At 57.8% G+C, this 13,160-nt stretch carries 10 protein-coding genes; all 10 read right to left on the reverse strand.

All coding sequences use genetic code 11. The features are described from left to right. Positions 1-11: 11 nt before the first annotated feature. Complete coding sequence (locus tag WJ542_RS16975) at positions 12-3,413, reverse strand: class I SAM-dependent methyltransferase (protein WP_411190397.1); 3,402 nt, start codon at positions 3,411-3,413, stop codon at positions 12-14. Between the two features lie 101 nt (positions 3,414-3,514). Continuing rightward, the gene (locus WJ542_RS16980; protein WP_411190398.1) at positions 3,515-4,948 is read right to left on the reverse strand and encodes a mannose-1-phosphate guanylyltransferase/mannose-6-phosphate isomerase; all 1,434 of its coding nucleotides are present in this window, start codon (positions 4,946-4,948) and stop codon (positions 3,515-3,517) included. A gap of 24 nt (positions 4,949-4,972) precedes the next feature. Next, on the reverse strand, positions 4,973-6,811 hold the full coding sequence (locus WJ542_RS16985; protein WP_411190399.1) for a glycosyltransferase family 2 protein: 1,839 nt from the start codon (positions 6,809-6,811) through the stop codon (positions 4,973-4,975). A 223-nt stretch (positions 6,812-7,034) separates the two neighbouring features. Then, positions 7,035-7,784: an ABC transporter ATP-binding protein gene (locus WJ542_RS16990; RefSeq protein WP_411190400.1), complete on the reverse strand. Its 750-nt coding sequence runs from the start codon at positions 7,782-7,784 to the stop codon at positions 7,035-7,037. Between the two features lie 9 nt (positions 7,785-7,793). Beyond that, positions 7,794-8,576, reverse strand: coding sequence for an ABC transporter permease (locus WJ542_RS16995; RefSeq protein WP_411190401.1), 783 nt, complete (start codon positions 8,574-8,576; stop codon positions 7,794-7,796). Positions 8,577-8,629: 53 nt separating this feature from the next. Beyond that, positions 8,630-9,529: a glycosyltransferase family 2 protein gene (locus WJ542_RS17000; RefSeq protein WP_411190402.1), complete on the reverse strand. Its 900-nt coding sequence runs from the start codon at positions 9,527-9,529 to the stop codon at positions 8,630-8,632. Positions 9,530-9,532: 3 nt separating this feature from the next. Further along, positions 9,533-10,441, reverse strand: coding sequence for a dTDP-4-dehydrorhamnose reductase (gene rfbD, locus WJ542_RS17005; RefSeq protein WP_411190403.1), 909 nt, complete (start codon positions 10,439-10,441; stop codon positions 9,533-9,535). Continuing rightward, the gene (gene rfbC, locus WJ542_RS17010) at positions 10,434-10,985 is read right to left on the reverse strand and encodes a dTDP-4-dehydrorhamnose 3,5-epimerase (protein WP_411190404.1); all 552 of its coding nucleotides are present in this window, start codon (positions 10,983-10,985) and stop codon (positions 10,434-10,436) included. The genes rfbD and rfbC overlap by 8 nt, the downstream gene beginning before the upstream one ends. Continuing rightward, entirely contained in the window at positions 10,970-11,863 is an 894-nt protein-coding gene (gene rfbA / locus WJ542_RS17015) for a glucose-1-phosphate thymidylyltransferase RfbA (RefSeq protein WP_411190405.1), read from the reverse strand. The genes rfbC and rfbA overlap by 16 nt, the downstream gene beginning before the upstream one ends. Positions 11,864-11,874: 11 nt before the next feature. After that, entirely contained in the window at positions 11,875-12,936 is a 1,062-nt protein-coding gene (gene rfbB / locus WJ542_RS17020; RefSeq protein ID WP_411190406.1) for a dTDP-glucose 4,6-dehydratase, read from the reverse strand. Positions 12,937-13,160: the final 224 nt, after the last annotated feature.

Consider the following 13,160-nt stretch of genomic DNA (forward strand, 5'->3'; position numbering starts at 1 on the left):
CAATTCCGGAGTCACTGGTTATGCGATTCGATAGCTGCGCGAGGTAGCTCGGCAACCAGACTACGCACCGTCTCGACGAAGCGTTGTGGTGAACAATCTGTCGCTACTCGCGCAAGCGCGTTGCTTCTCACTGACTCCCAAAGCGCTTGATCTGTGTACAGACGCACACACGCATCTGCAAAGGCTTCTGGCTCATCCTCCGCGAGCAGATCCACGCCCGGCTCCCAGTCCAATTGCTCCGCAATAAGCCCTGTGGCCACAACCGGAACTCCATGCGCAGCAGCCACGTGCACTTTCAACGGAATGCCTGCCGCAATCCGGGTGGGTGCAATCACAACACGTGCGTCGTCATACCAAGGTGTCAAGTCATCCACTTTGCCGACCAGACGTACCGTACTATCCCTCAACGCCAGCACGGCGGAAGCGCGGTTATGGCCTACGATTTGAAGCTTGATCTCTGGGCCGAGCCTTTCTACCACGCGCGGCCAAATCTGCTTCACAAACCAGCGAAGTGAGTCTGCGTTTGGAGATTTGTCGTCGTGAATCCCACCGACAAACAGAAAATCAGAACGCTGAGCAAAAGGTCGCTTCGTCGGAACGGGTTCAGCTGAATGACCCAAGACGTATACCGGCCCGACACCACGCATCTCGAATTGCCGCTTTTCCGCTTCGGATACGGAAATAATTGCTTTCGCAGGCTCTGTCAGCGCAATCTCGTCGGCAATCAGCTTCCTTGCTTCGCCCTCCGAAACCACATCACCCTGCAATTTCCTCTCGAGAAGCAAACGTGCGGAAAATAGCGATTCGGCATCGTAGACGACGGCCGCGTTACCCACCCATTTGGCGCTGGCGCCATTGGATGCCTTGAGAAAAGCTTCCATGTTATGCGGCCGACAAACGACAACCGCATCATAGTAGCCCGCCCTCCCCAACAAGAACTGTGATAGATCCTGCGCTGAATGACCACGCATCACCTCGATGGAAGCAGGCACGGTCCGCCGAATGGCCGCCCAGGTCTCATCATGGTGAAACATCGGAAACAGCGTCAGCTCCGCACCAGTTTGTTCAAGCGCGCAAAGAAGTTCGCGCGATCGCGGATACCCGGAGCCCAGATTTTCATGCGGAACCCGGTCTTCGATGAAGAGTACCCGCCGCTTCTCATTACGAGCGCGCCTCACCCAGAGCATCTTTTCCAGCGCGACATCCTGCTGTTTTGCGAGCCAGTCGACATGACGCTCGCAAAATATTGCATGATTACGCTGCTGCAATTGAAGGGCCTGCGCGGAGCTCGAAGAACTGCCAAACTCATAGTGCAGAATGACGACATCTGGATCGAACACGACGCGATATCCCGATTCCCACAACCTCAGACAGTAGTCGGTCTCTTCATAATACGCGGGTGCATACCGCTCATCGAACGCATTCAATTCCTCGAACAAGGCACGAGGGGTAAGCAGAAAAGCACCGGAGCAATAGTCGACGTCCCGACGGAACATGAACTCAGGGGCATCCGGTGCCGCTCCACGCCCGTAGCCAGTGCACGCGCCATTACGCCACACAACGGAACCCGCCTCCTGAAGCAATCCATCTGGCAAGATGATGCGACCGCCCACAGCACCAATGTCGCTGTTTGCTTCGCAAAGTGACACAGCGGCCTCGAGCGCCCCAGGCAGCAGAAGAGCGTCATTGTTCAGGAAAAGCAGATATTTTCCACGCGCGTCCTTTGAAGCACGGTTCGCACCCCTCAGAAAGTGCAGATTTTCTCTGCTGCGAATGATCGTCGCGCCCTCGATTCGATCGAGCAATTTTGACGTTGCGTCACTCGAACCGTTGTCCAATATGATCACTTCCGCCCGGACGGTGCTATCGTTCAGCACCTCAGCCACCGAAGCGAGGCAAGCGTAACTCAGTTCGGCGCTGTTATAAAAGACCAGCAGAATACTGATATCGGGAGACGGTTCACGCTTGAAGCGCAGCATTCCGCTGGAAGTCAAAAAAGCATCCAACCGCACCTTGAATCCCGCTCGCATCGCCGATTTTGCGTTTCCATTGCCAAGCGCGTCCAGCGCAACTCCTTCCGCTATCGAAGACTCCACGGCACCCGTTGTCCCGGCAGCCAAAGTTGCGCGCGGCCTCGGCATTCTCAACCCTCGGAGCCGACTGATCGTCGCCCGCATTGGCGCCGTAACCCGCCACGACGTCGAGTTCCGAAAGGACTCAACGATCCGATTTCGCTCGCGTAATTCGTCCTCGATCAGGCTATGAATTTCGCCTTCATGCACATTGCGCTGAGATGCAAGTTCCGCCTCAAACTCTTTGCGCCGCGACGCAAGCTCCTCATCATATTTCTTGCGCTGCGACGCAAGCTCCTCATCAAATTTCCCGCGCTGCGACGCAAGTTGCGCCTCCAGATTCTTCAAGCTAGTTGCCAACTGATCGGCTTGCTCAACTTGAGAAGCCAGTGCTGACTGCTCGTCCCTTGCACGAGCCAAGTCTGAGGTCAGGGCTTCGATGCGTTGGTTCAACTCGCCGCGAAGCGCCTCATTGCTTTGCGTCGCTTGCACACGGTTGTCCAATTCACCCCGGGTCGCCAGGACTTCCTGCGACAAGCGCGCAATCTCACCCGAGAGGTTGTTTACGTGTCTGTTGAGGTCGATCACCTGAGCTTGACGTCTAAACGCTTCGCCGCGCGCCGTGAACAATGTGCGAATCTTCGAAGCCGCCTCAGAAATTGCGCCGAGTTCCACAAGCTTGGTAATGTGCGGTGCGCACTCCTTTCCCACACAAAGAACCCCAAGACCCTCGGAATTATCGAATTCGAAGGCTGGATATTTCGTTGACAATTCCTGCCAGAGCTTCCAAACACCAAAATTACGCTCGCGGACGTTAATGTCGTGAAAAAGAACAACTGCTCGGTCTGAAAGCGCGTCGAGCCAGGTTTCGAAATCGTGCTTAACTGCCTCATACGTGTGCAAGCCGTCGATATGCAGAAGATCGATCTCACCATGTGGCTGACTGGGGAAGTATCCTCGAGCCTCGTCAAAGGTCATGCGAAGCAGTTTCGAAAAGCCAGCATAATGAAGCTCATTGAATTTTGAAATATCTCGAAAGACATCCTCTTCGTACTCCCCAGCATGCTCATCCCCCTCCCAGGTATCGACGGCAAAGCAGCGCGTCGACAGGCCAATCTGGGACACTGATTGACAGAAGGCAGAGTAGGAGTTCCCACTATGTGTTCCTAGTTCGACCAGGATACGTGGACGTATCGCCTTCACGAGCCAGAATGCAGTCGCGATATGACCTGTCCACGCCCCAGGGGAGACAAGTCGGCGGGGATCCCAAAACAGTTCTCCTTCGATCCCTAATGCCGTAATGATTTCAGGAAGCGAATATTGATCGACTAAATTTTGCACTGGACACCTTTCTGATCAGACCAGGATCCCATCGCCCTCTCAGCGAACGCGACTAGCTTTCCTGTCGATTTGCTCGACCCTCCCCCGGAGGGAGGAAATGCTCACGATATTTTGACATCGCGGCCGTAATTGTCCTCGAAGCGAACAATATCGTCTTCGCTAAGGTAAGAACCCGACTGCACCTCAATCAACTCAAGAGGAATTCTTCCGGGGTTCTGAAGACGATGCTTCGCACCAAGCGGGATGTATGTGGACTGGTTTTCAGTAAGCAACAATTCCCGCCCCTCGTTGAAAACACGCGCGGTACCCCGCACGACAATCCAGTGTTCTGCGCGATGGTGATGCATCTGAAGACTGAGCGAAGATCCGGGATTGACGATGATGCGTTTGACCTGGAAGCGCTCCCCCCGATCGATGCCTTCGTATGATCCCCAGGGACGGATTACCTTGCGGTGAGTAACCGACTCGTGACGCCCCAATGCGCTGAGGCGCTCGACGATCCGCTTGACTCGCTCCGACTGATCACGGTGAGCAACCAGCAGAGCATCGGCCGTCTCTATGATCACCAGATCCTTGACGCCGATGGCTGCAACCATCCGGTGTTCGGCGCGAATGTAGCTGTCAGTTACATCGTCGATCAACACGTCGCCGAATATTGAGTTGCGGTCGGCATCCTTCAAGGATATCTCCGCGAGCGCCGCCCACGAACCAATGTCGCTCCAGTTAAGGCCGCGCGCCGCAACCATGACTGCATTTGTGGTTCTCTCCATGACCGCATAGTCGATCGAGATATTCGGGCTTGCCTGGAACGCCTGCGGATCGAGCCGAATGAAATCGTCATCTCGCTTTGCAGCGTCCATGGACTTCCGAACCTGCTCGAGAACGGTCGGCTCGAAGCGTGCGAGTTCGTCCAGATAGACCGAAGCCTTAACCATGAACATGCCACTGTTCCAGTAGTGCCCACCGTTCGCCAGAAATCGTTCAGCGGTCGCCGTATCAGGCTTCTCGGTAAACGCATCGACGTGCCACGCACAGTCACTTCCGGGCAAAGCTTCGCCACAGCGTATGTAGCCGTAGCCCGTGTGAGGTTTCGTCGGTTCGATGCCGAAAGTGACCAGATTGCCGTGTGCGGCGATGTCCCGCGCAGTACCAGCGAGCTTTGCAAAAACAGTCTCTTCGAGAATGACGTGATCCGAAGGCAAGATCAGCAGCAGCGCATCGGGATCCAATTCCATCGCGAGAAGTGCAGCAGCAGTCACGGCTGGGGCAGTATTCCGCCCCACCGGCTCGAGCACAATCGCCGAAGGTTGCACGTCGATACTTCGCAACTGGTCCGCTACCAGAAAGCGCTGCTCCGTATTCGTGATGACGATCGGTGCCGCAACATTCTCCAAACCGTGTAGACGCCGTACCGTCTGCTGCACCAGCGTGTCGCTCCCCGTGAGTTTCAGATATTGCTTCGGATATCCGCCGCGCGACATGGGCCAAAGGCGCGTACCGCTGCCACCGCACAAGACAACAGGGAATACGTTCACGTCAACTCCATAAAAGGGCAATGCTTAAAACAGTTGGTGCGTTTCCGATGTTGGCACCAACGGCTTCACCCTGGGAGGCCAAGCCAGATCAAAATCGTCACGATCCAATGTGAGATTAGGACTATAGAAGGGATCGTCCCGCAAACGCTCCTTCCAGCGCTCATGCATATAGCTAGCCTCTCGCTCCAGGCGCGCCCGCCGCACTGGATCAGCGTCCTCGCCGCGTGTGGCGGATTCATGGTGGTACAGTTCTGCAAACGGGCTCCATACATTGCGGTAACCCGCCTCCCCAAGGCGCAGACAAAAATCGACGTCGTTATAGGCAACGGCCAGATCCTTTTCGTTCAGCCCGCCCACTTCCTCATAGACTTCCTTGCGCACAACGAAGCATGCTGCTGTCACAGCAGAAAAGGCGCCTGTCAGCGCCGCGCGCCCGAAATAGCCGCGCGCCGCACGAGGAAAATGCTTACCCACATTGCCGGCCACTCCAGCTATCCCAAGCACAAGACCGGCATGCTGAACCGTGTCGTCCGCGTAAAGTAACTTTGCGCCCACCGCCCCAATGTCCGTCTGCATCGCCAGACTGACCATCTCGGTCAGCCAGTCCGGAGAAATGACCTCGATATCATTGTTCACGAGGGCAACCAGAGTCCCGGCCGCCAGCGCCACTGCTGCATTGTTTAACGCAGAATAGTTGAACGGCCCATCGTCGCGCACCACCCGGATGCGAGGATTCTCCGCGATAGCCTCAAGATAGCGTAACGTTTGATCATCATCGGACCCGTTGTCCACCACGACCACTTCGAAGTTCCGATAAGTCGTTTTCCGCAAAATGCTGTCGATGCAGCGACGCAATAGATGAAGCCCATTACGCGTTGGCACGATCACGCTCACGAGTGGAGCCTCCACTGGGAGGGCCTTTCGCACACGATATCCGTACCCTAAATACTCAACGTGCCAGTCCAAACCCCTCCGCGCAAAGTGCTCATTGAGCGCCCGCTCGCCGGCTACGGCAGCATAGGGCTTTGCCTCCGTTGTAGAGGCGGTGCTAAGCGCATGCACACGCCAGTGATATAGCACTCGCGGAATATGCCGAATCGCCGTGGCGTCCACGCGCTCGATGCAGCGTAATGCGAGATCGTAATCCTGCGAACCTTCGTAGCCCACCCGGAAGCCACTAATCTCCTCCAGCAATGCTTTATGGTAAACCCCGAGGTGGCTGAACATATTCTGCGAATAAAACAGCTCAGGATTCCACGCGCATTTGAAATACGGGTCACGCCGCACGCCAGACGCATCGATCTTGTCTTCGTCCGAGTAAAACATCCGTGCCGACGGGTTCTGCGCAATTGCCTCAGCCACGCAATACAGCGCATGCTCGGGCAACAGATCATCGTGGTCAAGTAACGCCACCCACTCGCCGCTCGCCAATTCAAGCGCGCTGTTCGACGCCGCTGAAATATGGCCATTGGTGTTTCGAAACACTACCTTGATACGCTCGTCCTCACGGACATAGCGCTCAATTAGAGGACGAATGGCCGGATTTGTAGAGACATCATCCGCAATACATAGCTCCCAGTGCGGATAGAGTTGAGCAAGCACCGATTCGATGGCTTCAGCGAGCCATTCTGGCTTAGGGTTGTAGACCGGCATGATCACCGAGATTTTCGGTGCGCGGTCTAGATTAGTGACACGGGTGCGAATAGCATTACGCGTCGCATCGTCAGTCTGGTCGTATAGTCGCACCCACTTTGCATAATCATTTTGACTGATACCTCCCGGCGCGCCCGCCCTCAGCCAGACCAACTTGTCCCTCACCCCGGCGAAACCCTCACGACGATATACGCCATACGCCTTGCGCATAACTGCGCCGATGCTCCCTCCACCGGTAACCCGACTCACGATCGAACGTACATCCGATAGCTTCAATTTACTTCGTACCCTGTCGAGGCATGATAAAGACCACATATGAGTCCCATCACGAGCCGTTGAGCCGTTATATGCGAGCCGCCGGCTATTCATTCGTCGCTCGTACCGCTAGCACAATCGCAAACATATCCGCAGCTGGTGCGCTACGTAGAAACAATCACGCCATCGCCACCTCGTATTGCGAAACGACGTCCTCCACTGGTCCGAACGCGCGAATACGCCCGCGCTCCATCCACAGCACCTTGTTGCAGACCTTGCGGATCTGGTTGTTCGAATGCATGGCCAGCACGACGATCTCAGCCCGGCTATGGAGATCCGCGAGCCGCGCTTCCGCCTTGTGCATGAACGAAACGTCGCCCACACCCATCACTTCGTCGAGCAGCAGGATTTCGGCATCCACCGCGGTCGAGACAGCGAACGCAAGGCGGACTCGCATCCCGCTCGAATAGGTACGAATCGGCAGATCGAGATAGTCGCCGAGTTCGCTAAACTGAGCGATCTCGCCCTGCTTTTCGCGAATCTCCGCTTCGGTCATGCCAAGCAGCAAACCGCGCAGCCGGATGTTCTGCATGCCCGTCGAGTTCTCGTCCATGCCAAGGCTGATATCGAGCAGCGGAACGGCCCTGCCTTCGCACGTCACGGTTCCACCAGTCGGCGGATAGATGCCGGCCATTACGCGCAACAGCGTGGACTTGCCTGCGCCGTTGTGGCCGATTAAGCCGATGCGGTCACCGCGCTCGAAGCGTAGCGTCACGTCGTCAAGCGCACGCACGACAATGACACCGTCATTATCTTCCGCGATTCGATTACGGCGTCCCATGCGCAGCACCTGCTTTTTCAACGAGCGGCCCTGGACGTCGTAGATCGGCAAATCGAGGGTCACGTTCTTCAGTTCTACATAAGCCATAACGTGTCCTCAAATCCAGTATGGAATACGCTTTACATATCGACCGGTGAGCCATAGCGAAAAGGTCCAGCCGATCACCGCCATGCCGCCCGCCACACCCCACGTCAATGCGCTTGGCGCCTGGCCGATCAGCGGGCCGCGCACAAGATCAAGCAGATACGCTAGCGGATTCCACTCGACGATGAACTGAAAGCGGCTCAGCGCGTTGGGCCGGAAAATAATCGGCGTAACATAGAATGCCACCTGAAGCAGCGCGCCAATGATCTGCGGCAGATCGCGAAAGCGCGCCGACAACAGGCCTGCCAACATCGCAATCCACAGGATGTTGAGGATGTAGAGCAGCAAGCCCGGAATGAAAAGGGGCAACGTTGTCCAGTCCTTCACGCCGAAGATCACCAGTAGTGCGATAATGATTACGGCGTTGTGCGTCATCACGATCAGGTTGCGCCACATGACCTGGAGCATGTAGATAAGCTTCGGCGTAGCCATCTGCCGAATGTAAGAGCCGCTATTGATATACGCGACGCTACCGTCCTGGACCGTTTGTGAGAAAAGCGCCCACATCACAAGGCTTGCTGCAAGAAACGGCAGGTAGTCGTGCATGTTCTGGCCGAACAGTGTCCCATAGACGACACCGAGCGAGCCGATCATTACGCCCATGCTGATGGTCAGCCAGAATGGACCGACGCGCGAACGCGCATAGCGTTGTCGAATTTCCAGCCAACCGAGCAGCGTCCACAACCGCCATGAAACGACGCTTTGTTTGAGGTCAGCGAGTGCGAGAGTCAGCATGCGAGCCTTCAAGAATTACAGATAACAAAAGAAAATTCGCAGCGAACGCTGCGTCAAAGGGCACCGCTGCGGCCGGTCAGTCCATGCCAGATTCCGAGCAGCGCCATTTTCAGATGCTCCGCGCGCTGCGACATGAACAACCCATAAATCACAAGGCGCCCCGGTAATTTCACCAACTCCGTGGACTTCCAGCTCCATGGCATGTAGCCGCGCTTCATCAGCGCAACAGCGTTGCGAAACTGATAATAATGCCGCAATGCGCTATGACCCGGATAGGCGCGGCCGAGCACCCGTACGGGCTCACCGCCCAGCGAATGCGCGAGCCTCAGCGCGGGCGCGCCCAGCACCGAATAACCCCTCTTGCGCGCACGCGCGCACCATTCGAGATCAACAAAATCGATGAACAATGCGTCGTCCATCGGACCAATAGTCGGCCACACGGCGAGATTAATGCACGACCCCGACGTGATCAGGAAATCGACCTCAAGCGGACGGACCCCGACGGGAGCGATCCGCTGGAGCCGCCACATTCCGAATCGCACGAACGGTGCAATGCCGCCCAGCCTGCCGTCCTCGTAAGCTGGGCCGACGAGCGCCACCTTCGCACCGCGCGCAAGCTCATTCTCCATGGTTTGCGGCAACGCGCGCAGCAACTCGTCCGAAGGCTCGCTATCCTGATCGAAAAGGATCGCGTGCCTGCAACCGCATGCGATCAATGCCTCGACGCCCTGGTTGATCGCGGTCGCAACGCCGAGATTGGCACCGTTCGCAAGATACTGAACGCGTGGGTCTAGCCCGAGTGCGGCGGCGTCGCACACCTGCTCGGTGTTATCGACCGCCACGCAAGGGCCGAAACTGGCTAGCCGGTTCGCCCGCGCAACACATCCGGCGTCGGGACGGTAGAAAACGATGACCGTGCCGGTCCCGGCATCGTCAACCACACTTGCATCCATCAATCAATCTTCGAGGCAAAGACGCAGCGCCTCATCCCACATCGGCAGTCGCAGTCCGAAAGCTTGCGCAAGCTTGTCGCCCGCGAGCCGCGAATTCGCCGGCCGCTTCGCCGGCACCGGGTATTCCGAGGCAGGGATCGGCAGCACCTTGGGAGCCTTGTCGCCCATCACCATGTCAAGAATGGCCTGCGTAAAGCCGTGCCACGACGTCGCGCCGCCGGCCGTCAGGTTGTAGATGCCCGAGCGCTCGTGCCACCACTGCGCATTGCCGCTGCGCCGCGCCACCAGGCCTTGCGCGACAATATGCGCGGTCGCCGTCGCGATCGTACGCGACCAGGTCGGCGCACCAATCTGGTCGGCCACCACGCGCAACTCGGGACGCTCCGCACCAAGCTTGAGCATCGTCAGCAGGAAGTTCTTTCCGCGACGGCCATAAACCCAGCTCGTGCGCAGCACGAGGTACGCGCAACCGCTCGCCGCGATCTCCTGCTCGCCTTCGAGCTTGGTGCGGCCATAGACGTTCTGCGGGTTCGTGACGTCGTCTTCCGCATACGACGCGTTTTTCGTACCGTCGAATACGTAGTCGGTCGAATAGTGGATCAGCGTGGCGCCGCACTTCGCAGCCTCTTCGGCAAGCACGCGCGGCGTTTCGGCATTGAGCCGCCGCGCCATAGCCTCGTCCGACTCGGCCTTATCCACGGCGGTATAAGCCGCAGGATTCACGATGATCGACGGCTTCGTTGCACGCACTACTTCGCGCACTCGATCAAGATCCGCGAGATCGAGCGCCGAGCGATCAAGACCGATCACGCGCCCCAATCCCTGCAAGCTGCGCAGTAACTCGAACCCGACCTGACCGTTGATGCCCGTGACGAGAATCGTCGGCTGCTTGTCCATCACACCCTCACGCATAGACTTCAGCTTCCGCCAACCGCTTGCCCGCTGCATCCTTCGCCGCGAGCAACGGCTCGAAGTCGATCGGCCACTCGATACCGATCTCCGGATCGTTCCACACGATGCTGCGCTCGAACTCCGGGAACCAGTAATCGGTCGTCTTGTAGAGGAACTGCGCCGACTCCGAAAGCACGACGAAGCCGTGCGCGAAACCGGGCGGCACCCATAGCTGACGATGATTGTCGACGGACAGCGTCACACCCACCCACTTGCCGAAATTCGGCGAACTGCGCCGGACATCGACCGCAACGTCGAACACCTCGCCCTCGACCACACGCACGAGCTTGCCCTGCGCGTGCTCGATCTGATAGTGCAGCCCGCGCAGCACGCCCCTCGCCGAACGCGAATGGTTGTCCTGAACGAATTCGACGCCAGGTTCGACCAGCTCGGCGAATTCGCGCCCATTGAAGCTTTCGAAGAAAAATCCTCGCGTATCGCCGAACACCTTCGGCTCGATGATCTTGACTTCGGGAAGCGCTGTAGCAGTTACCGTGATGGCCATGCAACCTGATCCGTGAGAATGTTCAACAAATACTTACCATAGCCGTTCTTCGCGAGCGGCGCCGCCAGCTTCTTTACCTGCTCCGCGCCGATCCACTGGCGGCGGTAGGCAATTTCCTCCGGGCAAGCGACCACGAGGCCCTGACGCTTTTGCAGCGTCGCAATGAACGTCGCCGCTTCGATCAATGAATCGTGCGTGCCTGTGTCGAGCCATGCGTAACCGCGGCCCATGATTTCGACGTTCAACGCACCGTCTTCCAGATAGCGCGAGTTGACGTCGGTGATCTCCAGTTCGCCGCGCGGCGACGGCTTGATGTCGGCCGCGATGTCGCAAACGCGGTTATCGTAGAAGTAAAGCCCCGTCACCGCATAGTTCGACCGTGGCTTCACGGGTTTCTCTTCGATCGAAATCGCGCGAAAACCCTGATCGAACTCCACCACGCCGTAACGCTCTGGATCATGCACGTGATACGCGAACACCGTGGCGCCAGCCTGCTGGGCATCTGCGCGTTCCAACTGCTTAGCCAGATCGTGTCCGTAGAAGATGTTGTCGCCCAGAATCAACGCCGAAGGATCGCTACCCACGAAATCCCGGCCGATGACGAACGCCTGCGCAAGCCCGTCCGGCGACGGCTGCACCGCATACTGGATGTTCATGCCCCACTGGCTGCCGTCGCCGAGCATCCCTTCGAAACGCGGCGTATCCTGCGGCGTCGAAATGATCAGCACGTCGCGAATGCCCGCGATCATGAGCGTCGAAAGCGGGTAGTAGATCATCGGCTTGTCGTACACCGGCAGCAGCTGTTTCGACACCGCATGGGTGATCGGATAGAGCCGCGTGCCGGAACCGCCAGCCAGGATGATGCCTTTGCGTGCCATCGCTCCCGCCTTTACGCGCGCTGCGCGTAGTTCGTTTCCACCCACTTGCGATAGTCGCCCGAGGCGACTTCGTCGACCCATTGCTGGTTGTCGAGATACCAGCGCACCGTCTTCGCAAGACCCGTTTCAAACGTTTCCGCCGGCTTCCAGCCGAGCTCGCGCTCGAGCTTGCGCGCGTCGATCGCATAGCGCCGGTCGTGACCGGGACGATCCTTCACGTAGGTGATCTGGTCGCGGTACGAACCCGCGGCCTTCGGACGCTGTTCGTCAAGCAGGTCGCACAGCGTATGCACGACCTCGAGATTCTTCTTCTCGTTCCAGCCGCCCACGTTGTACGTTTCACCGAGCTTGCCGCGCGCGAGCACCTCGCGAATCGCGCTGCAATGATCGCCCACGTACAGCCAGTCGCGCACGTTCTGGCCATCGCCGTACACGGGCAGCGGCTTGCCGGCCAATGCATTGGCGATCATCAGAGGAATGAGCTTTTCCGGGAACTGATACGGGCCGTAGTTGTTCGAGCAGTTCGTGGTGAGCACCGGCATGCCATAAGTGTGATGCCAGGCGCGCACGAGGTGATCCGAACCCGCCTTGCTCGCCGAGTACGGGCTGTTCGGCGCATACGGCGTGGTTTCCGAGAACTGCGGATCGGTGGCCGATAGCGAACCGAAAACTTCGTCCGTGGAAACGTGCAGGAAGCGGAACGCAGCCTTGTCGGCGTCGTTCAGGCTGCTCCAGTGCTGGCGCGCGGCTTCAAGCAACGTGAAAGTTCCGATCACATTGGTCTGAACAAAATCAGCCGGGCCGTGGATCGAGCGGTCGACGTGGCTTTCCGCCGCAAAGTGCAGGACCGCGCGCGGCCGATGCTCGGCGAACAGGGCATCGAGCGCCTCGCGATCGCAGATATCCACGCGGGCAAACACGTGCTTCGGATTGCCTTGCAGCGACTTCAACGTTCCCAGGTTGCCGGCGTAGGTCAGCTTGTCGACGTTGAGGATGGCCTCGTCGGACTGACGGAACCAGTCAAGCACAAAGTTGGCGCCGATAAAGCCGGCACCGCCCGTCACCAGAATCATGGAACTCCCTTGCAAGCGTTGAAGCAGGTCTACTACGCTGCCGCACAATCTGCAGCCAGCCATTTGAAAGTCTGCTGTAAAAAACCTGGCCCTGGCCAGCCGATCAGTCGAAACTTATGCGGTCAGCATGTCGAGACCCGATTTTCGAAGCAGTAATTATAAGGCGAGCCCGAACGAAAGCCATACCACTAACATCTTGAAACAGCTTGACAAATTACCGATTC

Origin of the sequence: Paraburkholderia yinzeri (assembly GCF_046581065.1) — a bacterium.
In the GTDB taxonomy this organism is placed as follows: Bacteria; Pseudomonadota; Gammaproteobacteria; order Burkholderiales; family Burkholderiaceae; genus Paraburkholderia.